This window comes from Pelagicoccus mobilis (assembly GCF_016595505.1).
GTDB classification, from domain to species: Bacteria; Verrucomicrobiota; Verrucomicrobiia; order Opitutales; family Opitutaceae; genus Pelagicoccus; species Pelagicoccus mobilis.
The window spans coordinates 27,120-50,435 of sequence record NZ_JAENIL010000010.1 but is presented as its reverse complement, the minus strand read 5'-3'; the positions used below and the strand labels follow the sequence as shown (position 1 = coordinate 50,435).

General features: G+C 55.0%; 15 protein-coding genes and 1 tRNA gene. 12 read left to right on the top strand and 4 right to left on the bottom strand.

Going from position 1 to position 23,316, the window contains the following annotated elements; all coding sequences use genetic code 11:
* The first annotated feature begins 154 nt into the window (after positions 1-154).
* From JIN87_RS06755 to JIN87_RS06740, 4 genes are all read left to right on the top strand, one after another.
* Positions 155-358 (top strand): hypothetical protein, encoded by a 204-nt coding sequence (locus tag JIN87_RS06755; RefSeq protein WP_200354776.1) that lies wholly within the window; start codon positions 155-157, stop codon positions 356-358.
* A gap of 148 nt (positions 359-506) precedes the next feature.
* Positions 507-1,484 (top strand): phosphotransferase, encoded by a 978-nt coding sequence (locus tag JIN87_RS06750; RefSeq protein ID WP_200354775.1) that lies wholly within the window; start codon positions 507-509, stop codon positions 1,482-1,484.
* Positions 1,481-2,368 carry a 3'(2'),5'-bisphosphate nucleotidase CysQ family protein gene (locus tag JIN87_RS06745; protein WP_200354774.1) on the top strand — a complete coding sequence of 296 codons (888 nt, stop codon included), beginning with the start codon at positions 1,481-1,483 and terminating at the stop codon, positions 2,366-2,368. The genes JIN87_RS06750 and JIN87_RS06745 overlap by 4 nt, the downstream gene beginning before the upstream one ends.
* A 232-nt stretch (positions 2,369-2,600) precedes the next feature.
* On the top strand, positions 2,601-5,639 hold the full coding sequence (locus JIN87_RS06740; protein WP_200354773.1) for an ATP-binding protein: 3,039 nt from the start codon (positions 2,601-2,603) through the stop codon (positions 5,637-5,639).
* A gap of 81 nt (positions 5,640-5,720) precedes the next feature.
* Here JIN87_RS06740 and typA read toward each other — a convergent pair whose 3' ends face one another.
* Complete coding sequence (typA, locus tag JIN87_RS06735; RefSeq protein WP_200354772.1) at positions 5,721-7,529, bottom strand: translational GTPase TypA; 1,809 nt, start codon at positions 7,527-7,529, stop codon at positions 5,721-5,723.
* 243 nt (positions 7,530-7,772) lie between these two features.
* Here typA and JIN87_RS06730 point away from each other — a divergent pair, with 243 nt between their 5' ends.
* From JIN87_RS06730 to JIN87_RS06715, 4 genes are all read left to right on the top strand, one after another.
* On the top strand, positions 7,773-8,330 hold the full coding sequence (locus JIN87_RS06730; protein WP_200354771.1) for a helix-turn-helix domain-containing protein: 558 nt from the start codon (positions 7,773-7,775) through the stop codon (positions 8,328-8,330).
* A gap of 11 nt (positions 8,331-8,341) precedes the next feature.
* On the top strand, positions 8,342-9,163 hold the full coding sequence (locus JIN87_RS06725) for a sugar phosphate isomerase/epimerase family protein (protein WP_200354770.1): 822 nt from the start codon (positions 8,342-8,344) through the stop codon (positions 9,161-9,163).
* A gap of 46 nt (positions 9,164-9,209) precedes the next feature.
* Positions 9,210-10,367 (top strand): Gfo/Idh/MocA family protein, encoded by a 1,158-nt coding sequence (locus JIN87_RS06720; RefSeq protein WP_200354769.1) that lies wholly within the window; start codon positions 9,210-9,212, stop codon positions 10,365-10,367.
* Between the two features lie 90 nt (positions 10,368-10,457).
* A complete protein-coding gene (locus tag JIN87_RS06715) occupies positions 10,458-11,231 on the top strand; it encodes a 3-ketoacyl-ACP reductase (RefSeq protein WP_200354768.1) in 774 nt (257 codons plus the stop codon).
* A gap of 80 nt (positions 11,232-11,311) precedes the next feature.
* Here JIN87_RS06715 and JIN87_RS06710 read toward each other — a convergent pair whose 3' ends face one another.
* Entirely contained in the window at positions 11,312-13,867 is a 2,556-nt protein-coding gene (locus JIN87_RS06710; protein WP_200354767.1) for a DUF7133 domain-containing protein, read from the bottom strand.
* 303 nt (positions 13,868-14,170) lie between these two features.
* Positions 14,171-14,255, bottom strand: a tRNA-Leu gene (locus JIN87_RS06705).
* Between the two features lie 215 nt (positions 14,256-14,470).
* On the opposite strand from JIN87_RS06705, the gene JIN87_RS06700 reads away from it, so the two are divergent.
* The 4 genes from JIN87_RS06700 (at position 14,471) to clpB (ending at position 21,598) form a co-directional block, all read left to right on the top strand.
* Positions 14,471-16,216 (top strand): hypothetical protein, encoded by a 1,746-nt coding sequence (locus JIN87_RS06700; RefSeq protein WP_200354766.1) that lies wholly within the window; start codon positions 14,471-14,473, stop codon positions 16,214-16,216.
* 353 nt (positions 16,217-16,569) lie between these two features.
* Positions 16,570-16,893, top strand: a complete 324-nt coding sequence (locus tag JIN87_RS06695) for a DUF4212 domain-containing protein (protein WP_200354765.1) — start codon at positions 16,570-16,572, stop codon at positions 16,891-16,893.
* A gap of 5 nt (positions 16,894-16,898) precedes the next feature.
* Entirely contained in the window at positions 16,899-18,761 is a 1,863-nt protein-coding gene (locus JIN87_RS06690) for a sodium:solute symporter family protein (protein WP_200354764.1), read from the top strand.
* A 251-nt stretch (positions 18,762-19,012) separates the two neighbouring features.
* Positions 19,013-21,598 carry an ATP-dependent chaperone ClpB gene (clpB, locus tag JIN87_RS06685; protein ID WP_345780786.1) on the top strand — a complete coding sequence of 862 codons (2,586 nt, stop codon included), beginning with the start codon at positions 19,013-19,015 and terminating at the stop codon, positions 21,596-21,598.
* On the opposite strand, the gene JIN87_RS06680 is transcribed toward clpB, so the two are convergent.
* Positions 21,595-23,316, bottom strand: coding sequence for an ATP-binding protein (locus JIN87_RS06680; protein ID WP_200354763.1), 1,722 nt, complete (start codon positions 23,314-23,316; stop codon positions 21,595-21,597). The genes clpB and JIN87_RS06680 overlap by 4 nt on opposite strands.

The following is a 23,316-nucleotide window of genomic DNA, read 5'->3' as shown; positions in this document are numbered from 1 at the left end:
GTGATAAGAGGGGCTTCAACACGGCCTAAAGCGTTGCTTTTAGGTGGATAAGAGGGGCTAACTGGGCTATATTGTCCTGAATGAAACGCCCCGCGGCGATCTTCGTTTTTCGCGGGGCGATTCGGTTTGCGTTAACCCTAAAACCTCGAAAGTCATGCTCAAAGACAGAGTTGTCGAACGGACCTGTAATCTGGTCCACCGCGAAGTGAAGCTCGAACTGGCTTGCGACGAAAACGAGACGACGGGATTCCAGACGCCGAGTATGATCAAGGCGTGCGATTCCTGCCATTTGTGCGGCGTCAAGAACGGGACGGAGTATCACTGGGAACGTTGCCTGTTTTATGGCAAAGCTCTTTAGCGGTATAATCTGACCGCTAGGGATTTGTGACCACCGCGCGTTTGTGGGCGGTGGTCCGGTCTTGCTGTTCTTTGCTTTTGGGGGAGTCGGAGATCGAAAATCGGTCTGGACAAGGAAGGTCAGGTCTCGCTAGGGCTTGGCTTTGTTAATGAAGGATCGGTTTAAGGAGAAGGTTTGCCGGGCTTTGGGAGCCTCGGACTTGCGTGAAGTGTCGATGATTCAGAGTCTTTGGAGCGGCTATGGGAAGATTGCTCGCTACGAGGTGTTGAATGGGGGAGTCGATACTGTAGTTGTGAAGCTGGTACGACTGCCGAACGAGGCGGATCACCCGCGTGGGTGGAACACTGATTTGTCGCACGAGCGAAAGGTGCGTTCCTACGACGTGGAAACGTGCTGGTATGGCAGGTACGCCGAGCAAGCTGGGGACGTCGCTCGTTTGCCCAAGTGTTTTGCGACTGATTCTGAAGGGGCGGAGGTGATGATCGCTTTGGAGGACCTGGATGCTGCCGGATTTTTGGAGCGTCGGACTGCTGCTGATCTGGGCGATATGCGGCTTTGTCTGGAGTGGTTGGCGGCGTTTCATGCCAGCTTTCTAGGGCAGGAGCCGGAAGGTCTTTGGGAGAACGGAACGTATTGGCATTTGGATACGCGGCCGGAGGAATTGGAGGTTTTGGATGATCTCCCTCTGAAGGCGGCGGCATCGGAGATTGATAGGATCTTGAAGGAGTGTCGCTGGAAGTCCTTTGTTCATGGGGATGCCAAATTGGCGAATTTCTGTTTTCGGGGAGATGGAAAGGGTGTTGCTGCAGTCGACTTTCAGTATGTGGGAGGGGGCTGCGGGATGAAGGATGTGGCTTACTTTATTGGTAGTTGCTTGAATGATACGGATTGCGAGCGTCTAGAGGACACTCTTCTGGATTTGTATTTTTCTGCTTTGCGGCGTGCTCTTGACGCGTGCGGAAAGGGGGACTGTTTTTCTGAGGTAGAGCTTGAATGGCGGGCGATGTACCCGATCGCTTGGACGGACTTTCACCGGTTTCTGAAAGGGTGGAGTCCGGGGCACTGGAAGGTGCATAGCTACAGCGAACGTCTGGCGAGAGAAGTTGTTTCTGGTTTGCGAGGATGAGCACGGTCGATGGGCATCTGTCGGAATTGCGACTTTTGGCGGTAGAGGCTGCTAAACGGGCGGGAGCGTTTGTTCAGGAGCGGGCGGGCGGCGCGTTGCGAGTGGAATGCAAGGAAGCGGGGGACTCGGAAGCGTCTCAGGTGGTCACTGAGGTGGACCGTCAGGCGCAGGCGTTGATTCTCGAGTTTTTGCAGGAGAGCACGCGGGCATTCGACCTGGGAGTCTTGGCGGAAGAGCTAGGGGATGACGGGAGTCGTTTTGAGAAGGAGCATTTCTGGTGTGTTGATCCCTTGGATGGCACGTTGCCGTTCACGGAGAATCGAAGCGGTTATGCGGTTTCTATTGCTCTTGTCTCGCGAGAAGGGGCGTCGAAGGTCGGGGTTGTTTACGACCCGAGGGGGGAGATTCTCTACGACGCTGCGTTGGGAGAAGGAGCGAAGCGGAATGGTGTTGATTGGGCTTTGGAGCCATCGGGAGATTCGAATTTGCGAGTGTTCGCTGATCGTAGCTTGAGGAAATCGGCCGTGTTTGAGGCTTTGCGCTCCGGCCTTGAGGAGTTGGCGGGAGAGAGGGGCTTGGGTGGTGTGGAGTTCGTATGCCAGGGGGGCGCTGCTTTGAACGCGTGTTGGACGCTAGAGAATGGGCCGGCGTGCTATTTCAAGCTTCCCAAGCGTAACCCGGGCGGTGGGAGCGTGTGGGATTTTGCGGCGACGAGTTGTTTGTTTGGCGAGCTGGGGGCTTCTTTCGGAGACGTGGAGGGAGAGCCGCTGGAGTTGAATCGAGTCGAATCGACCTTCCTAAACCATCGCGGTTTCTGTTGTGCGACGGACGCTCGACTAGCCGAGGGGATTCGGCGCATTTGTTCAGATTTCAGAAGTTTGTAGGGGGCCGGTTGCGGGAATCCGTTAGGAAGATTTACGGGGTCTTGATAGGGGGTCTTTGTAGTTCCTTCTGCACTACATTCGCAGCTCGGCGCGAGCTTTCGCCCTAATGAACTGAGCTTGAGGGGCTTGTAACGCTATAATTACATTTTTTTAGCGAGGGTGCCGTTTGCGCTGCTGGGTGTTTATCTCTTAGTTTTAAGGGGCCCGAGTGTCGTCCATTTCTACTTATCAGATGAAAACCCCTGAGGCAACTGAGCGTGAGCCGCTGTTTGGCTACGTTTTGAAGGTCGCGTGTTTGAGCGCGGCCTATGTGCTTACGGCCTATCTGACTTTGTTTTTGGTGATTCCGCCCAATTATGCGTCTCCGGTTTGGCCGGCTGCGGCGGTGGCCTTGGTTTGGGTGGCGATAAAGGGGTATCGCTATTTGCCGGGGGTAGGGCTGGGAGCGTTGATTGTTTCGCTCTACCAGTTCGAGCGGACGGGAGTGGGGATCTTTTTTACCACGGCGATGGGCGTCTCGTTTCTGGTCGCGATGGGGGCGACTCTGCAAGCGGCATTCGGGGCGTATCTGATAAAGCGGTATGTTGATTTCGAGCGGTATTTGATCGCTCCCAAGAACGTGTTGCTCGTTTTCCTGCTAGGGGGGCCGCTTAGCTGTGTGGTTAACTCGATGGTAGGGACGGTTTCGCTCTGGGCCGTCGGGGCCTTGCCAGCGGAGGCGATGCTGAACAACTGGTTCACTTGGTGGTTGGGCGATAGCTTGGGCGTCTTTTGTTTCGGACCTTTGCTGGTGTTGGTGCTGAGTCCGAGGAGGTCGTTTCAGCCTAGAGTCAAGTGGGGAGCTACGGCTGCGTTGATGGCGGTGTTTTCCTTGGTTTTGGTCGGCATCATGCAGATCAAGGAAGTCGAGTTCGAGCGGCAGGAGGAGCTGTTTCGGGCGGAAGCTGAAAAGGTCTACGAGCTCTTTTCGGCGGATCTGGATGTGGCTCTAGAACCGATGCGAGCGATGGGAGCTGTGCTGTCCTCTGAGGAGGCGGTTTCGGATGAGACTTTGAAGGAGATCAGCAGATCGTTTGTTGAGCGAAGCGAGGCGTTGAAGATGCTCTCATGGGGTGAGCTCTCTGGAGGCGGGATCTTTTCGGTGGAAGGAGCGTGTGATCCAAATAGCGCCTACGAAAAGCTGGATGGTAGGGCAGTCGCGGGAGAGGATGAGTTGCGGAAGCTGGGAAGAGGCAAAGTCTTTCCATTGGCTTCTGGTGTTGGGGGGCAGATTGAGGGGGGCGATCGGATGCTGGCGCTTTTGCCTGTTAGCGATTCCGTTGAAGGGGCGGTTCGTTGCCTGTTGGCAGGGTACGATCGCGATGTATTGTTTCAGATGATACGGGAGCTTCCAAGAGAGAGGGGGATCGATGTACGTTTGAGGGCGATTGAGGATGAGCAGGTCTTGTTGGATGAGCGTCTTGCTTCGATTGGCGAGGCGTCTGTGCCAGCGGAGAATTTTGTAGAGTTTCCGGTTTCATTCGCTGGAGCGGCGTGGCGACTCGAGTTGAGGGAGGGCGCGATGGCTGCGTCGCGAAACGATAGCGGGAGTTTGCGTCTTACTACGATCTGGGGGTGCATGTTTACGGGGGCAGCTGGATTGGTGATCTTGTTTGTTTCGGGGCGTAGTGAACTTGTGGGTACGCTAGTTCGCGAACAGATACGTCAATTGAACAAGCAGGCGGGGGAACTGGAGCGATCGAATCGGGAGTTGACGGAGTTGGCGCAGAAAGCGGAGTCGGCGAATGTGGCCAAGAGCCAGTTTCTGGCGGCGATGAGTCACGAGATCCGGACCCCGATGAACGGGATCTTGGGGGTGCTGCATATTTTGCGCGAGGATTTGCCGGAGCGCAGTTTGGCGATGCTGGAGGTGGCTCGTCAGAGCGCGGATAAGCTTCTGGTTTTGATCAACGATATCTTGGACCTGTCCAAAATCGAAGAGGGGAAGATGACGCTGGAGATGCTCGAGATATCGAGTCTGAGCGTAGTGGAAGAGGTTTGCGAGCTTCATGCGGTCAAGGCTCGGGACAAGGGGATCGTATTGTCCGCTCGAGTCAGGCCGGAGGATTGTTGCATCTTCAGGGGCGATTCTTACCGGCTTGGGCAGGTGCTCAGCAATCTGGTGAGTAATGCGGTGAAGTTTACCGAGGGGGGGCGTATCGAGGTGTCGTGTAAGTTGCTCGGAAAAGGGGGGCGCGAATCGATTCAATTTCGGGTGAAAGATACGGGGATTGGGATTCCTGACGAGTATCGTGAGAATTTGTTCAAGCCGTTCACGCAAGCGGACAGGAGTACGACTCGAAAGCATGGCGGGAGCGGCTTGGGTCTCTCCATTTGCCTGAAGATCGTGGAATTGATGGGCGGGGGCATCGAGCTGGCTGAGTCGGAGGAGGTCGGTTCCGAGTTTATTGTGACGCTTCCGTTGGCTTCGCCATCGATTCCCAGAAAGATTGGCCGGCCGGTCTTGCGTGGGCGTTCGGTCGCTCTGGTTCACCCGGACGAGGGCTTCCGGGAGTACATACGCGAGTGGATGGAGCTTTGGGGAGGGACGCTGTTTTTGGCGAGCTCGGCGGATGCTTTGGGGCGAGTCGCGGATGGCGTGGATTTTGACTTTTGTTTGATAGACGAGAGCGTTTGGTCCGGGCGGAATGGATTAGAGGGCCGTCTGGAGACGTGTTTTATTGGATATAATCAGCCTGAAGACGCTTGGAAGCTAAGGAATGGGGACAAGGCGACCGTATTAATAAAGCCTGTACGTATTGAAAATCTCTTCCCTGTGTTCGATCAGCTGGATCAGCCGGCTGCGGTGGATGAGAAAAATGAGAAGAGTATGCAGCAAACAAGAGTGCTTCTAGTGGACGATAACCCGACCAATACCATGGTCGCGGCTGCCATTTTGAAACGTAGGCACCAGATCGAGCCGGATACTGCGGAGAACGGACTCGTCGCCTTGGACCTGATGAAGGACAAGGAGTACGATGTGGTTTATATGGACTGCATGATGCCGGAGTTGGATGGCTATGCGACGACCCGCGCGATTCGCAAGGGGGATGCTGGCGTTCTGAACCAGAGTACTCCGATAATTGCGCTTACGGCGAACGCCATGAAGGAGGACGAGAGGATTTGCCTCGATTCCGGTATGAGCGACTACATTGCCAAGCCGGTTGATCCGAAGCGGATCGAGAAGTCGCTCGTCCATTGGGTGGGTCGAAGTCATCCGGTGGACAGTTAGCCTCTAGGGTGGGTGGACCAAAAAAAACGCGAGACCTGAGCGGGCTCGCGTTTTGTGTTTTTGAAATTGAGTGGGGCGATCCTAGCGGCTGGCGCGTTTGCGGAGAGTCGCGTTTAGGATGCGCTTGCGGAGGCGAAGGTGGTTGGGCGTCGCTTCCACGAATTCGTCGTTGGCGATGTACTCGATCGAACGCTCGAGGGAGAAGGTGATCGGTGGGCTGAGCTGGATGCCTTTGCCTTCGCCTGAGGAGCGGAAGTTGGTGAGCTGTTTCGCCTTGGTCGGATTGACCGGGATTTCGCCTTGGCGTGGGTTTTCTCCGACGATCATGCCTTCGTAGACTTCGGTGCCAGCGCCAACGAAGAGCTTGCCGCGATCTTCGAGAGCGGCGAGCGAGTAGGCGGTGGTCTTGCCGTTGTCCATGGAGACGAGGGTGCCGCTCTTGCGGGTGACGATGTCGCCAGCCATCGGACGGTACTCGAGGAAGAGGTGGGACATGATGCCGTGGCCGCTGGTAGCGTTTACGAGGTCGATCTCGAAACCGATGATGCCGCGGGTAGGAATTTCCATCTCGAGGAAAACGATGCCGTTGCGCGTTTCCATGTTGGTCATGATGCCGCGGCGGTTGTTGAGGTTTTCCATGATGCCGCCCATGCACTCTTCTGGGAGCTCGATCCAGAGAGTCTCGAACGGTTCGCAAGTGACGCCGTCGATTTGCTGGGTGATGACGCTTGGGCGGGAGACGAGCACTTCGAAGCCTTCGCGGCGCATGGTTTCCACGAGGACGGCGATTTGCATCGCTCCGCGCGCTGAAACATTGAATACGCCGGAGGTCTCGCCGTCTTCGACTTGGATGGAGACGTTGGTCTTCATCTCGCGCATGAGGCGCTCGCGAATTTGGCGGGAGGTGACGAGCTTGCCGTCTCGGCCTGCGAGCGGGCCGTCGTTGACCGCGAACTGCATCATGATGGTTGGCGGATCGATTTCGACGAAGGGGAGAGGTTCCTGCTCTTCGGTGTGGCAGAGGGTTTCGCCGATTTCGACTTCGTCGAATCCAGCGACGCCAACGATGGTACCTGCTTCGCCTTCGACGGATTCGGCGGATGCCATGCCGGAGTATTCGAAGACCTTGGTGACCTTGATGCGCTCGCGCTTGCCGTCTTCCCTTACGCGGAAGATGGTGTCGCCCTTAGCGACCTTGCCGCTGAGGACCTTGCCGATGGCGACGCGACCGACGTAGTCGTCCCAGTCGATGTTGGAAACGAGCATCTTGAACTCGCCTTCGGTGTCTGCTTCCGGGGCAGGGATGTGCTCGAGCACGGTTTCGAAGAGAGGAGTCATGTCGACGCGCTCGTCTTCGAGGTCGCGGACTGCGAATCCGTTTTTGGCGGAGCCGTAGATGAAAGGGGCGTTGAACTGATCGTCGTCAGCGTCGAGAGCGAGGAAGAGTTCGAGGACCAGGTCGTGTACGCGGTGCGGGTCGGCGTGTTCGCGGTCGAGCTTGTTGATGACCACGATTGGCTTGAGGCCGTGGCCGAGGGCCTTGCGGAGCACGAAACGCGTTTGAGCTTGGGGGCCGTCCTTGGCGTCGACTAGGAGGAGTACGCCGTCGACCATCTTCATGACGCGTTCCACTTCGCCGCCGAAGTCGGCGTGTCCCGGGGTGTCGACGATGTTGATGGTCTTGCCGTTCCAGTGGACGGAAGTGTTCTTGGCCTTGATGGTGATGCCTTTTTCACGCTCGAGGTCCATGGAATCCATGGCGCGCTCTGCGACCTCCTGGTTTTCGCGGTAGATGCCGCCTTCCTGCATGAGCCGGTCGACGAGGGTGGTTTTCCCGTGGTCGACGTGGGCGATGATAGCGATGTTGCGGATGTCTTCGTTGCGTTTCATTGGTGCCTCTTGGTGAAAAAGGGGGGACAGATGACCATCAAAAGTGGCTTTGGCAAGGCTCGATGCGAGATCGCCCCTCTAATAATGTATAATTCGGGGCGGATTTGCCGGTTTTTGAGGGGTGAGCGCCCTCGTTTTTCGCTTTTCCCGATCATTTCTTTTGAACTGTAAAATTATCTTATGAGATAAAAAATATCAAAAATATTATTGCAGAGAAAAAGATTGTGGTTTTGGGTTTTGATCATGGCGAAGGACCCCGAAACAGCTTCAGAAGCAGTGCCAGCGTTTGATTTCTCGATTTTGCGGGAAATTCGGAAACGGGCGGATTTGACCTTGAGCGCTCTTTCCGAGCGGAGTGGCGTATCGGTTGCGGTCATCTCGAAGTTGGAGAGGAACCAGACCCAGGCGGAAGTCGGCACCTTGCATAAGATCGGCAAGGTTTTCGGGATGCGGGCGACGGATATCCTGTCTTTGGCCGAGGCGCCGATTTCGAACAAGAAGAGCTCGGTCAAGTACCAGTCTGGAGAGTTCGCCTTGGAGGCGATTCGCTATGGGAATGCCGACTGTATTTTTGCCACGGCTGATGCGGGAGCACAGGTATCCAAGCCGGAGATACATCACGACGACCACGAGATTTGCTGGGTGCTAAAGGGGAAGGTGAGGCTCGATCTGCCAAAGGAAAGCCACGACCTCGAAGCGGGGCAGAGTATTCAATTTGATGCGATTCAAGAACACACTTACGAGGCGATCGAGAAGTGCGAGGTTGTGATCGTGCATATTCGTAAAGGGAAACGTTACTAGGAAGAACGGTTATGAGTTTCGAGAAACTATGTCTCCACACGATCACTACGAAATCGTGGGATTTGCAAACTGCGGTACAAAAGTACTCTGCTGCCGGAATCGGTGGTGTATCGATCTGGCAAGACTCGGCCCAAGCGTATGCGGGCGGATTGAAGGCTGCCGGAGAGATGACGCGTTCGGAGGGGCTTGATATCGTTTCGTACGTACGCGGAGGTTTTTTTACGGGCTTGGATGCGGCAACGCGACAGAAGGCGATCGATCACAATAAATCGATGATCGATGAGGCGGCCGAGTTGGGCGCTCCTTTGATTGTCTTGGTCTGCGGAGCGACTCCGGGCCAATCGCTTTTCACTTCTCGCGATCAGATCGCTGAGGGGTTGGCTCAGGTGATGCCTCATGCTGAGGCGGCGGGGGTTAAACTTGGTATCGAGCCATTGCACCCTATGTATGCGGACAGCCGCAGCGCGGTTTCGACCATGGCCCAGTCGAACGCGATTTGCGATATCGTTGACCACAAGAATTTGGGAATCACACTCGACGTTTTTCATGTCTGGTGGGATGACCAGCTGGAAGCCCAGATCAAGGTGACGGGCGAGAAGGGACGGCTCTTCTCTTTTCACATTTGCGACTGGAAAGACAATCCGGAGGACATGCTCAACGACCGTGGGTTGATGGGCGAGGGCGTTATCGATATTCCGCAAATTCGCTCTTGGGTGAATGCGGCCGGTTTCGACGGGTATGACGAAGTTGAGATCTTCTCGAATCGCTACTGGGCGATGGATCAGGACGAGTATCTCGCGATGATCAAACAAGCCTATTTGGATACCAAATAGAGCGCGGAACACTGTAATCAGAAATTTAAGACAAAATATTCAGATCATGAAAGTACACAAAATTGGCATCATCATGAACGGCGTCACAGGACGCATGGGTAAGAATCAGCACCTGCTCCGCTCGATCGTCGAGATCATCAAGCAAGGAGGGGTGCACGTGAGCCCGACTGAGTTCATTATGCCGGATCCTATTTTGGTTGGCCGCAACGAGGTAAAGCTTAAGGAGCTTTGCAAGCTGACTGGTATCGAGAAGTGGACTACGGATCTTGATAGCGTGATGGCCGACCCTGAGTACCCAATCTACTTCGATGCTCAGACTACGCTCCGTCGCGCTGACGCTGTTAAGGCGGCTGCGACTGCTGGAAAGCATGTCTATTGTGAAAAGCCAACTGCGATCGATACCGAAACCGCTTTGGATCTCTTCAAGTTCTGCGAGGAGAAGGGCGTGAAGAACGGTGTTGTACAGGACAAGCTTTGGTTGCCTGGCCTTGTTAAGCTGCAACGCGCTATTCAGAACGGCTACCTCGGTCGTATCGTTTCCGTGACAGGTGATTTTGGATACTGGGTTTTCGAGGGGGATTCAGTGCCTGCGCAGCGTCCTTCCTGGAACTACCGTAAGGAAGATGGGGGTGGCATGATCATCGACATGCTCTGCCACTGGCGTTATGTGCTCGATAATATCTTTGGCCCAGTGAAGGCGGTTCAGTGTCGTGGGGCGACTCACATCAAGGAGCGTGTGGATGAAGCGGGTAACACGTACAAGTGTACGGCTGACGATGCGGCTTACGCTATGTTTGAAATCGATGGTCCAGATGGTGAGATCATCGTGAACTTCAACTCCTCTTGGGTGACTCGCGTTCGTCGCGACGACTTGCTCACTCTCCACGTTGATGGTGAAAAGGGATCTGCGGTCGCCGGGCTTCGCGATTGTTACATTCAGCACTACAGCAACACTCCTAAGCCAGTTTGGAATCCGGACATCGATCAGCCGATCAACTTCTATGACGATTGGTCAAAGGTGCCTGACCAGGAAGGCTACGACAATGCGTTCAAGGTGCAGTGGGAGATGTTTCTCAAGCACGTAGTTCTCGATGAACCGTTCCGTTGGACGCTTCTCGAGGGAGCGAAAGGCGTACAGCTTGCCGAGCTTGGTATCAAGAGCTGGGAAGAGCGTAAGTGGCTCGACGTAGACGATCTAGCGTAAACTTTTTTGCGATATTGAACAACGAAAGCAGGCGTGGGGAGCGATTGGCGAACCACGCCTGTGTTGGATTTTAGAAAGGAGAAGATTGAAATGAAAAAGACAGCTTTAGTAACTGGTGGTTCTCGTGGGATCGGATTTGGGGTAGCCCTTGCTCTGGCGAAGGAAGGTTGGGATCTTGTGATCAACGGAATGCGTCCTGAGGAGGGCGTGAGCGAGCCGCTCGAGACGCTTCGTGCGGAAGGTGTATCCGTGGCGTACGCACGAGGGGATATCGGTAGTGTAGAGGGGCGTGATGCGATTTTGAAGGTGGCTCGTGAAGCTGCCGGTGGGTCCTTGAATCTCTTGGTCAATAATGCGGGCGTTGCTCCGAAGGTGCGTCTGGACTTGTTGGATACTACGGAAGAGAGCTACGACTTCGTAGTGGATACGAACCTGAAGGGAGCTTTCTTTCTCACGCAGGCGGTTGCGAACGACATGGTCGCTGCGAAAAAGGAGAATGAGGAATTTTCCGGCACGATCGTGAACGTGTCATCAATTTCGGCTACTGTGGCTTCTGTTAATCGAGGAGAATACTGTATCGCGAAAGCCGGTTTGAGTATGGTGACGAGCCTGTTCGCGGCCCGTCTAGGGGAGTTTGGCTTGCCGGTCTATGAAGTACGCCCCGGTGTGACCAAGACGGACATGACTGCGGGTGTATCAGAAAAGTATGACAAGCTCATTGAAGACGGCTTGTGCGTTACCAAGCGTTGGGGATTCCCGGAGGATATTGGCAAGGCGGTGGCTAGCCTTTCTCGTGGTGACTTCCCGTACTCGACAGGTCAGGTCATCATGATCGATGGAGGACTGACGCTGCCGAGGCTCTAGTTTGATTAGGAGGGCGATGCTCCGTCATAGGCTATGTGATAGTAGGAAATGACGGAGCATTTCCCTCCTGTGGGATCTGCTTATAGGTCCTCGAACTCCTCAGCTATCCAAGGTTCGGTGCGGTCTTTCTGCTCTTCTAGGTAGCCTCGTGCTTCGCCAGGCTCGAAAGGGGACGCGTTGTTGCCCCAGGCGGAGCGAATGTAGTTGAGGACGTCGTTGAAGGCCTCCCCCTTGAGGGATGCATGTTTGCCGTGAGCGGGCATTGCGGCGCTCCAGAGCGTGTCGCCGACTTCGATCGGTCCATAGAGTCCTTGTCCGACTACGAGAGCGAGGCGCCGCTTGTCTCCGGTTACCCAGTCGACGCCAACGAGTTCAGGCGCGAGAGAGGGGTGCCCTTCGCCATTTGCTTGGTGGCAGATTCCGCAGAGGTTCTCGTACAAAGGCTTACCTCGGTTGATGGAGGCGAGTTCCTCGTCGCTGTATTGGTAAGCCACTACAGCGTTGGGATCGATCTTTCCTTCCCAGGTGAAGGCGGCGTAAATAGGGGATTCCTCGTCGACGAAGGATTGCGGTTTCGAAGCGATCTCGAGCGGAGTCACGTTCTTTGCTTCCATGGCGTTGAGGAATCCTTGTGTGATCGCTTCAGTGATGGGAGCTGGAGTTTGCTGCTGGTTGGCAACTGCCGCGAAATGGAGTGCGGTGTCGGTGTACCCAGCTTTGAATACTGCTTGGACGAGGAGAGAGAGGAGTTGTTTGTAGCGGTCGGAGTTGGGGGCTGATTCTGCGAGTTCGAGAATGCTGGTTTCGTGTTGGTGGAGAGTGGATACGAGCGCGTCGAGGAAGTAGGGATCTGTGAGGTCGCTTTCCGGGAGATTCGCGATGGCGTGTTGAGTGACGCTTGCGTTTTCCACGCGACCGAGAAGGTGAACGGCTTGCAGGCGGATCCGTTTCGAGTCGCTGGAAAGGGCCTGCATGTAGCTTTGCCAAAGTTCGTTTTGTTGAGCGTTGGCTTGGGGGAGGAGGGGTTCTGAGATACGTAGAACGTGCGCTTGGACGAATTCGTCACCTGTTTCGAAGGCGGTTGTGAGAATCTCTTCTGAAATGAGACCCAGTCCTTCTAGGGTCCAGAGCGCGTGGAGTCGAGTGACGGTGTTCGCCGATGCAGTTTGTCGTATGAGAATGTCGGTCGCTTCTTTTGAAATGGATCTGCTTTCCACGAGCAGGCGTTGGGCGGTGTCGCGTTCCCAGCCGTTGTCGCTATCGAGTTTTTCGGCGAGTTGGGCGGAGGTGAGGTCGGCTAGTTTGGGCGCGGCTCGCGAGCTATCGTCGCTTTCGTGCACGATGCGGTAGATGCGGCCCAATCCGACTGGATTGTCTAGTCCACGCTCGATAATTTGCTTGCGAAGGAAGGTGGTTAGGAAGGCCTTGTGCTGCAGGATGCCGCGATACATGTCTACGACGTACATGAATCCGTCGGGTCCTAGAGCAGTGGCGACAGGGCGGAAACGTTCGTCGGTCGAGGCGATGAACTCGATCTCTCCCCATTTGCTTCCGTCGTGGAGTTGTTTGGTTCCGTGAATCTCGAGCTCTTCGTTCGCGAGTTGGAATCTGGATACGACGTTGCCGCCTGGCTCGGGGACGAGCGCGTTGCCTTGGGCGTCTTCCGGGTAGCGGTGTCCTCGCGCTATTGCGGGAGCGCTGATCGCGTCGGTCTTTTTCATGCGAAAGTCCGGGCGAAGCCAGTTTTCGCGGTAGGCTCGATTGAGGCCTGGGTTGATTCGATTTGTGAATACGGATTGATCGGGGACGACGGGAGTTCTGAATCCGGCGGTTGGTTTGTGTCCGGGGTGCTTGGATACGTTTTCCCAAGGGATGGTATCGCCGTAGAGGTAGAAGCTATTGGTGGTGTAGTAGAGGCGACCGTAGTCGTCTTGGGTGATGCCCCATTGACCGCGAAAGTGCGTGTCTTCGAAGGTGATCTGGCCGTTCTCGAATTTGAACCGGCGGTTGGATTTTGCGTTGTAGTACCAGTTGTCTATGCCTCGCAGCAGGCCATTTTCGGCGTGTTCGACGTTTCCTTTGACGGCATACGGTGCGACGATGGTTTTCTCGTCGCTAACCAGGTCGCCGTCGGTGTCTTTGCAGAAGTAGAGGTTAGGGGGATCGGCGATCAGTACGCCGTCTTCGACGATTGCGACGGCTCGAGGGAGCACGAGCTTGTCTAGGAATACGGTCGAGCGGTCCATTTGTCCGTCGTTGTCCAAATCTTCTAGAACGACGACTCGACTGACGGGTTGGTCCTCGCCTGTGCCATCGACATCGGGCATGAAGGCCCACATTTCAGCGACCCAGAGGCGACCGTGCTCATCCCAAGTTACAGCGACGGGATCGTTTACGAGAGGTTCGGCGGCAACTAGTTCGAGAGAGTAGCCCGCTTCGATTTCGAAGCTCTCCATAGCTTCCTCTGGGGAAAGGATCGGTGCTGGGGGGACGTCCATCGTTTTCCAGACCTCTTCTTGGACTTGGCCGGGTTCGTCTCGTTTGTCTCCCGCTTGAGCGAGGAGAATCTGAGGGAGGCAGGCGAGAGTCGCTGCGAGCGTGGCGGCGTAAAAGGAATGCTTTGGATAGCGTGTCATAGATGTTTGTTTAGAGACCAAACAAAATAGGTAGGCATTCAAGCCGTTATTTTGCTCGAAGCGTTTAGTCCCGCTACGGAGCGTTTGGTTCGATCGATTCGGGCACAAAAAAAGACCGCTAATCGCGGTCTTTTTTTAAATGGTGCTCAGAAGAGGATTGGTTCGGGCTGAACGCCCGAAGCCCTGCGGGCTAATGCCTGCGGCATTCCCCATCTTCGCTCCTTATGTCGCTCCGTCGAACTTCGTTCTCGTCCACTTATTCGCACACAAAAAAAGACCGCAAAATGCGGTCTTCTTTTTAAATGGTGCTCAGAAGAGGACTCGAACCTCCACGGCTTGCGCCATACGCCCCTCAAGCGTACGTGTCTACCAATTCCACCACCTGAGCAATGTTGTTGAGGCCGCAAAGAAATGGAGATCTTCACGTCTTTGTAAAGTGCGAAAATGAACTTTTTTTCGATTTCTTCGTATTGGGTTGATTCCGGACCAACAAGCTCGTAGATCGTCCTTCAATTCTCCCTTTACCGTCCCTTCCTAAGAGACTTCTCTAGAACTACAAACTACAGGATGCCCAGATAACCCGGCGCCTTTTATTCAGCTCAGATGCCCGATTCCACACCTACGGAACCCGACGAGGAACCTAAACAAGACTCAGTCGACCTTTCAGATCTCAAAAGCTTTAGCTTCGGCACGCAGTGGACCGCTGCGAGCAAGTCGTCTTCCGATTCTGGGAGATCGCGCCAAGGGAAGGGAGGTCCGCGTAAGGACCGTCGTCCTGGTGGCGGCCCGCCAGCTCGCAAGGACCGTCGTCCTCCTCGTCCGCCTCGCCGTGAATCGGCAGAGGGGGGAGAGCAGCAGCCACGCCGCGACCATGGTGGCCGTGGGCATGGAGATCAGCAGCAGGGCCGACGTCAGTTCCGTCGCGGTGGGAAGCACGATTCGCACAGAGCTCCTTTCCAGCCTTACGAGAGTCAGGTCTTTGATGTGTGCTTCTACCCGGACGACAGCTGTTTTTCAGCGATCATCAAGGCGATGCGGGCGAACCACCTGACCTACGAGCTTTTCCAGGTCGCTAAGCTTTTCATGGAGAAGCCGGACCGCTTCATCGCGAGCGTCACCCGCAAGGCGGTTGATGGGCAAAAGCCAGAGAAGGTGTTTATTTGCGCCTTCGATAACATGCCTTTCCTGACGGAGGAAGAAGTGCTTAGCCACGCGATGGCGAACCACGCGAGCGAGTTTTTCACCGTAGAGGAAGTGGAAGTTGAAGCGCCAAGCGGCAATTTCGCTTTCGTTAACCGTTGCCCCTTTACCAAGGAGCTGCTCGGTCCGCCAAACTACCATAAGTACGAGACTACGCTTCGGAACCACCATCGGACCCGACTTCCAAACATGTCTTTCGAGAAGCTGCAGAGCTCGATCGAGACGGTACGTGAGGAAGAAGCGGTTGCTCAATGGCTAGAAAGCCAGAAGAAGGCGACACGCTATTCGGCGAAGGAAGTGACCGAGGGAGCTGAAGCTCAGGTTTTCGACTCGGTAGAAGATGCGATGGGCTACCTGCGGACGGCTTTGAAATCCAAGATCGTCAAGCAAGTGAACTACGCTCGTGTTTCAGGTACAGTTCTTGAGTCCTTCAAGGATTCCGAGGCGTTCAAGGCGATGGACGGTGAGCGTCAGCGTCAGCAGCGCTTCCCGCTCGACACGGCAAACGCGATTCGCGGTCGTATGCGTCGCGAAAAGTTCAGCATCTATAAGAAGGGCGCCAAGGGCGTAACCTATGTTTGCTCGACCAAGCGTAATTTCCGCAGCCCTGGCCAAGTGATGTCTCCGGATTTGGATCGGATCATTCAGTTCCTCGAGGGGAACCAGTCGATCAAGTCCAAGGATATGCCGAGCCTTTACGAAGCTTGGCTCAAGGAAAAGGGGATCGAGATCGATTTCGACGAGAAGAAGGTGCAGCGCGATTTGCACTGGTTGATTGCCGATGGTTATATCAGCCACTTCGAGGACGACAGCCTTTTTGCTCAGCCTGTCTTGGACTCCGGTTCGAAGGGCGAGGCGAAGAAAGCGCCGGCTGCTCCTGCTCCGGAAGCGAAGGCTGAGTCTGCTCCAGCAGCGAAAACCAAGGTCGAGAAAGCTGAGGAAACGCCTGCTCCTGAGGTAAAGGAGGAAGCTCCTGCCGCTGAAGCGGAAACTCCAGCTACCGAACCGACGCCGGAAGAGGCTGCTCCATCAGAGCCGGAAAAGCCTGAAGCCGCAGTGGCTGTTGAGGAAGCGCCGACAGCAGAAGAACCAGCTGCTGAAGCGAAGCCTGAGGCTGAGGAGAACGAGAGCGAAGCGGAAAAGGCATAAGTTTCTCGTTTAGTTCTAGATTTTTGAGGGAGTCCCGGTTTGGGGCTCCCTTTTTTTGTTAGGATAGGGCCTGCTATCCTTGTTATATGTGGCGAACCATCGATATGGCCGTTGGGGACAACGGCCGCTACCTTGTTTGTTTTTCTAAAACAACTACTGGCTAATTTCGTTTTGCTCTGCGGAGCGGCGCGAGCGCCGTCCCTACTTTTTGGCAATCGGTCGCTCTTCACAAAGAGGAGATTGCTTGTAGTGAACCTTCAACGACGAGGAGATTAACCTTGCTGGAGGGGGGCGCTTGCTTTGACTGGAGGTTCCCTAATCCCCGAACTGAAAGTACCCCCCAATATTGCCTAATGACTGATTCCTCTTCTGATGAAGCGAAAGACGGCTCCCCTGTGTCCCGCTCTGACAAGCAAATAGAGAAGCGTCGGACTTTTCTCCGATCCAGTTTCAAAGTGATTCTTTGTCTGTTGCCGATCTGGTTTTTCGTAAGCTACGGCTGCGGAATTTTGTTTCGGGATTGGCTGGATCAGAATTTCCCATCGGTGGGGAACGCGCCGTTCGGATTTTGGATGGCGCAGCAAGGATCGATCATTTGTTTCGTTCTCATCCTGATCACGTATGCGGTTTTGATGAACCGACTTGATCGCAAGTATAGTTCTGACGAAGGGGAGTAATACAGATGTCTCAGGATCTTTTAAACTTCCTCTTTATCGGGGCGACCTTCGGTCTCTATATCTTTATAGCTGTCACTTCCCGCGCATCCTCTACCAAGGAATATTATACGGCGGGAGGCGGCGTTTCTCCATTTGCGAACGGGATGGCGACTGCTGCGGATTGGATGTCTGCCGCTACTTTCATTTCGATGGCTGGCACTGTAGCCATAAGTGGATACGACGCGTCTCGTTTCTTGATGGGATGGACCGGTGGTTTCGTATTGCTGACGGTGTTGATGGTTCCGTATCTCCGGAAGTTCAATAAGCCGACAGTCCCTGATTTTATCGGGGATCGCTACTATTCGCGGACGGCTCGAGGAGTGGCGGTCGTTTGCGCGATCTTCATTTGCATGACCTATATCATGGGGCAAATGCGAGGCGTGGGTGTGGTATTTTCCCAGTTATTCGGAATCGAAATCCAATCGGGCGTTTTGGTGGGGGCGAGTATCGTTTTTATCTATGCAGGCCTCGGCGGGATGAAGGGGATCACTTACACGCAGGTGGCCCAATATTGCGTGATGGCGTTTTCTTATACGATCCCAGCTATCTTTATCGCGATCGCCTTGACGAATAATTTCATTCCGCAGCTTGGTTTGATTGGAGACTTTACTGCTGAAGGGGCGAAGGTCCCGTTCTTGGAAAAGTTGAACAATATCAATACGGAGCTTGGCTTCAGCGAGTTCACGGCGGGAAAACTGGATACGGTAAACATGTTCTGTATCACCGCGGCTCTCATGTGCGGCACGGCTGGGCTGCCTCACGTGATCGTGCGATTCTTCACGGTTAAGAACGTTGCGTCCGTGCGAAAATCGGCGTGTTGGACCTTGGCGTTTATCGCGGTCATTTACCTAACCGCTCCGACCATCGGCTCTTTCGCTCGTGTGAATCTAATCACTACGCTGCACGAAAGCAGTTATGAGAAAGCTCCTTATTGGTTTAAGGACTTCGAGGAGACGGGGCAGATGGCTTGGGTCGACAAGAATGGCGATGGGAAGATCCAGTATTTCGGGCCCGGCAAATCGGAATTGAACTCGAACTCCGTATTCATCGGAAAAGGACCGTTGTATCCGGCGGATGACGCTCCTGAAAGCCAGCGCTTCGGATCGCTCGGGCAACGTCTCATCGCGAATAAGGCGGATATGACGAATCCTAACGAGCTGTGGTTTGGCAACGATATCATGGTGATGGCGAACCCGCATATGGCTGGTTTGCCTAAGTGGGTGATCGCTTTGCTGATGGCGGGCTGTATCGCGGCGGCTTTGTCCACGGCGGCCGGACTGCTACTGGTTTTGTCGACTTCGATCTCCCACGATTTGATGAAGAAGATCGTCAAGCCGACCTTGAGCGACAAGGAGGAGGTCAATTACGCGCGTGCCGCCTCGTTTGTAGCGCTCGCGGTTGCTGCGTATTTCGGGATCAATCCGCCCTCGGCATTTATCGCTAAGACGGTGGCGTTCGCCTTTGGTCTAGCGGCTTCTTCTTTCTTCCCGACGCTGTTGATAGGCATCTTCTTCAAGAGGATCAATAAGCAGGGCGCGATCTGGGGGATGTTGGCGGGGATCGTTTTTACGATCAGCTACATCGTTTACTTCCAGTTTTTGGGCGGAACGGCGGATCAGTATCTTTGGGGAATCACTCCGGAGGGGATCGGGTTCATCGGAATGCTGATCAACTTCCTTGTCGCCTTCACGGTAAGCTACCTCACGCCCGCGCCTCCCGCTGAGATTCAGCGTATGGTGGAAAGCATCCATTTGCCGGGGCCAACTAGGGCTCTTACCGGTGAGGAAGCGGAAGAACGCCAAGCGGGTGTGGGAGGCGAGGGCATCTAGCCGCTCCTCGCAGATTCCTCCCGGTGTGACAGCTCGTCCCCGGGCTTCAGTTTTAAAACGGTCAGCGTGTCCCGCTGGCCGTTTTTCATTGGGAGCGTCGCTGCCTGGAATTCATTGTAAATCGAGACTCGCAATTTTCGCAAATAGGCGAAGGCTAAGGACTTAGGTATGCTTCGGGAATTCCGATACAGGAATTCTCACGCCCGGTACAAAAGCTGCAAAGATGGGGCCGAGGAGGAAAACCCGAAATGATTGATCCAAATAGACTTACCGAAATGGCCCGCAACGCTCTGACCGAGGCTCAGAGCATTTCTCGACGTAAGCAGAACAACGAGGTCGATACGCTGCACCTTTTGTCCGCGCTCGCCGAGCAAGAGAATGGGATTGTGCAGGGAGTGTTGAAGAAGCTGGGCATCCCGGAGAGTGCAGTGCCGCTGGCTCTCGATCGAGAGCTTGATAAGCTGCCCAAAGTTTCGGGAAGTGTGGATAGCTCGAAGATCTTCATTACGCAGGCGACGAACGAGGTGTATTCGAAGGCGGAGGAGGAGGCCGCGTCTTTGAAGGACGAATACATCAGTGTGGAGCATCTGTTTCTGGCTTTGGCGACAGTACGCAAGCCGCATGCCCTGGAGTCGGTTTTGAAGAGCTTCGACCTTTCTCGGGATCGTATTCTAGGGGCTCTGCAATCGGTGCGGGGAAATCAGCGAGTGACCTCGCAAAATCCGGAAGCGACTTTTCAGGCTCTTGAGAAGTACGGCTCGGATTTGGTGGACAGGGCTCGGTCGGGGAAAATGGACCCGGTGATCGGGCGCGACGACGAGATTCGCCGCGTGATTCGTATCCTTTCTCGTAAGACAAAGAACAATCCGGTCCTGATCGGCGAGCCTGGTGTTGGTAAGACGGCGATCGCAGAGGGGCTTGCTCAGAGAATTGTTCGTGGTGATGTGCCCGAGGGCTTGAAGGACAAGACTGTGTTCTCGCTCGATATGGGAGCCTTGATTGCCGGAGCGAAGTTTCGTGGCGAGTTTGAAGAGCGTCTAAAAGCGGTCTTGCAGGAAGTGAAATCGAGCGAGGGTCAGATTCTGCTCTTCATCGATGAGCTGCACACGATCGTGGGGGCTGGAAAGACCGATGGGGCGATGGATGCCGGAAATTTGCTGAAGCCGATGCTGGCGCGTGGCGAACTGCACTGTATTGGGGCAACCACGCTCGACGAGTACCGACAGTACATCGAGAAGGATGCTGCTCTGGAGCGCAGATTCCAAAGCGTGTTGGTGGATCAGCCTAGCGTGGAGGACACGATATCAATTTTGCGCGGCTTGAAGGAGCGTTTCGAGGTGCATCACGGTGTGAGGATACAGGATAATGCTCTCGTGACCGCGACGGTGCTTTCGAATCGCTACATCACGGACCGTTTCTTGCCTGACAAGGCGATTGATTTGGTGGATGAGGCGTGCGCGGCGATCCGTACGGAAATGGACAGCTTGCCTGAGGAGCTCGATGCTCTCACGCGTCGTTTGATGCAGCTAGAGATTGAAGAAGCGGCCCTTATCCAGGAAACGGATACGGTATCCAAAGATCGCCTTAAGGGAGTGCAAAAGGAGATCGCGGATCTTCGGGAAGAGGAAAAAGCCCAGCGGCAAGTTTGGCAGGCTGAGAAGGACGTCATTTCGTCTTTGCAGCAGTTGCGCGAGTCGATCGAAGCGACCAAGACGGAGATCGAGCGGGCGGAGCGGGCTTACGATTTGAACAAGGCGGCTGAGCTGAAGCATGGGCGTTTGCCGGAGCTTGAGGAGCAGTTGGAAGCTGCGGAAGCCAAGCACAGCGAGCGGTCTTTACTGAAGGAGGAGGTCTCGCAGGAGGAGATTGCGGAGATCGTTTCGCGTTGGACGGGAGTGCCGGTGACAAAGCTCATCGAAGGAGAGCGTCAGAAACTGTTGCATCTCGATTCGGCTCTGGAAGAGCGTGTTATTGGTCAGCCGGAGGCGATTCGCTATGTCTCGGAGGCGATCCTACGTGCTCGTGCGGGGATCAAGGATCCGAAGCGTCCGATTGGTAGCTTTATCTTCCTGGGGCCTACGGGCGTGGGAAAGACGGAATTAGTGAAGACCTTGGCGAGCACTTTGTTTGATAGCGAAGATGCGATTATCCGTATCGACATGAGCGAATACATGGAGCGTCACGCGGTGGCCCGACTTATTGGAGCGCCTCCGGGCTATGTGGGCTATGAGGAAGGCGGGCAATTGACGGAGGCTGTCCGTCGCAAGCCGTATTCGGTCGTTTTGTTCGACGAGGTCGAGAAAGCTCACCCAGACGTATTCAACATAATGCTACAGATCCTTGATGATGGTCGTGTGACCGACTCTCAGGGGCGAGTCGTCGATTTCAAGAATACGATCGTGATTATGACTTCGAATCTCGGTAGCCAGTATTTGCTGGAACAAGGCGGGGGCGAGATTTCGGAGTCGACCAAAGAGGCTGTTTTGACGGAGCTGCGCGGGCGTTTCCGACCGGAGTTTCTGAATCGCATCGACGAGACCGTAGTATTCAAGCCGCTCGATCTAGAGGATATCGAAAAGATCGTAGTACTGCTTTTGGCGGACCTGAACCGGACGCTCGAGGAGCGACGGATCGTCGTCGAGTTGGATGAGGAGGCGTTGAAATGGGTCGCTTTGAAAGGGTTCGATCCTGTTTACGGGGCTCGTCCGCTCCGTCGCTTTATTCAGCGTTCGATCCAGACCGATTTGGCGAAGGCGATCATCGCCGGAACAGTTACCGATGGTAGCACGGCCCGTTTTGTGGTGAAGGGCGACGAGCTTTGTTTGGTCGAGTCCTAGTTGGCCTGGGTCCACCGGCTTAGGGTGGCGGCGAGCGGTTTGATTTCGAGTGGCTTGGACAAGTAGTCGTCCATGCCAGCCTCGAAGCAACGCTCCTTGGTCCCTTTGAGGGAGAGGGCAGTCAAGGCGATGATGGGCGTTCTTGGCTGAGAGGACTCTTTCTCGATGGCGCGGATTTCTTGAGTGGTTTCAAATCCGTCGAGCTCGGGCATCTGACAGTCCATGAGCACGAGGTCGTAGTTGTTTTTCTTGAACAGCTCGATTGCTTCCAGACCGTTGTTCGCGGTGTCGGCGGAGAGACCGATGCGTTTGAGCATCCCGAGGATTAGCTTTTGGTTGCCGATGTTGTCCTCTGCGACGAGCACCCGGTGCTGGCTCATTTCTGCGGGATCGATGGAGAGCGGGGTGTCGAAAAATTGCTCCTCTTGCTGTACGCTGGTTTCGAGGTAGGCGGTTACGTGGAAGGTGGAGCCTTGTCCCGGGGAGCTCTCGATGGTGATGTCTCCCCCCATCATTTCGGCGAGACGTTTTGAGATGACGAGTCCAAGGCCTGTACCACCGTGTTTTCTGCGAGTTGACGAATCGGCTTGGGTGAAGGGTTGGAAGAGGCGGTTCTGCACGTCTGGCGGAATGCCGATTCCTGTATCGGATACGCTGATACGTATCATGGAGTGGGTATCGGTGGCGCTGTCCGCTTTGGCTTCGATCTTCACTCCTCCTTTCGCGGTGAACTTAATCGCGTTGCTGACGAGGTTGAGCATGATCTGGCGAACTTTTCCAGGATCGCCGATAACGAACTCGGAGAGGGTGTCGGAGTAGGAGAGTTCGAGCTTGAGGGCTTTGTCTGCAGCGATGGGGGAGGTGATGTTGAGGACCTCTTGAAGCGTTTGGTTGAGATTGAAACTGACAAGTTCCAGCTCCTCGCGTCCGGCTTCGATTTTGGAGAAGTCAAGAATGTCGTTGATAATGCTGAGCAGGGAGTCGCCGGAGGTGCGGATGGTGCCGACAAAGTCCCGCTGCTCCTGGCTCATGTCGGTTTCCAGCAAGAGGGAGGCGAAGCCGATGACACCGTTCATCGGTGTGCGAAGCTCGTGGCTCATCATGGCGAGGAATTCGCTTTTGGCCTGGTTGGCTTTTTCCGCTTCGTCTTTGGCTTTGAGGAAGGCGGCGGTGCGCTTGGCCACTGTTTCCTCGAGGCTCTTGTTTTGGAGTTGGAGTTCTCCGCGTAGAGCGAGGCCGTAGAGAGTGGTGGCTGTTAGGGTGAGGGTAAGCGATATGTGGTTGAGGACGATGTTTTGTTGCTCGCTTGGGCGGGATTGGTCGAAGAGGCCCACGTACATGCCTAAGGTGCGTTCTCGGGTGGAGAGCGAGTGCAGCATGAGGTGGAGCCCCGACTTGTCGTCTTGCCACAAAAGAGGTTTCTGCTGGCGCAGGGCCCAGGCGAAGGCTCCTTGTCGAATGGCTCGGCGAATGACAGTGGTGAGCGTGTCGTATTCGGCGGAAGGGCGCGTCTTGTGGAGCTCGAATCCGCCTTCGCGTTCGTCTACCAGGTAGAAGCCTTGGACGGAGAATTCCTGAATGCTCTCGAGTTCGTTTTCGCTTATTTGGATGACTTCGCGGACGTTGCTGGCTTCGCGAAGTTTACGCTGGAAGAAGTCTAGCGACTCAAAGCGACTCTGCTGCTGCTCGTATTTTTCCTGTCCTTTGGGATCCATCAT

Bases quoted from the DNA above. Each gene is read 5' to 3' on its own strand.
- JIN87_RS06755 (WP_200354776.1), top strand. From the start codon at position 155: ATGCTCAAAGACAGAGTTGTCGAACGGACCTGTAATCTGGTCCACCGC.
- JIN87_RS06750 (WP_200354775.1), top strand. From the start codon at position 507: ATGAAGGATCGGTTTAAGGAGAAGGTTTGCCGGGCTTTGGGAGCCTCG.
- JIN87_RS06745 (WP_200354774.1), top strand. From the start codon at position 1,481: ATGAGCACGGTCGATGGGCATCTGTCGGAATTGCGACTTTTGGCGGTA.
- JIN87_RS06740 (WP_200354773.1), top strand. From the start codon at position 2,601: ATGAAAACCCCTGAGGCAACTGAGCGTGAGCCGCTGTTTGGCTACGTT.
- typA (WP_200354772.1), bottom strand. From the start codon at position 7,529: ATGAAACGCAACGAAGACATCCGCAACATCGCTATCATCGCCCACGTC.
- JIN87_RS06730 (WP_200354771.1), top strand. From the start codon at position 7,773: ATGGCGAAGGACCCCGAAACAGCTTCAGAAGCAGTGCCAGCGTTTGAT.
- JIN87_RS06725 (WP_200354770.1), top strand. From the start codon at position 8,342: ATGAGTTTCGAGAAACTATGTCTCCACACGATCACTACGAAATCGTGG.
- JIN87_RS06720 (WP_200354769.1), top strand. From the start codon at position 9,210: ATGAAAGTACACAAAATTGGCATCATCATGAACGGCGTCACAGGACGC.
- JIN87_RS06715 (WP_200354768.1), top strand. From the start codon at position 10,458: ATGAAAAAGACAGCTTTAGTAACTGGTGGTTCTCGTGGGATCGGATTT.
- JIN87_RS06710 (WP_200354767.1), bottom strand. From the start codon at position 13,867: ATGACACGCTATCCAAAGCATTCCTTTTACGCCGCCACGCTCGCAGCG.
- JIN87_RS06700 (WP_200354766.1), top strand. From the start codon at position 14,471: ATGCCCGATTCCACACCTACGGAACCCGACGAGGAACCTAAACAAGAC.
- JIN87_RS06695 (WP_200354765.1), top strand. From the start codon at position 16,570: ATGACTGATTCCTCTTCTGATGAAGCGAAAGACGGCTCCCCTGTGTCC.
- JIN87_RS06690 (WP_200354764.1), top strand. From the start codon at position 16,899: ATGTCTCAGGATCTTTTAAACTTCCTCTTTATCGGGGCGACCTTCGGT.
- JIN87_RS06680 (WP_200354763.1), bottom strand. From the start codon at position 23,316: ATGATGGATCCCAAAGGACAGGAAAAATACGAGCAGCAGCAGAGTCGC.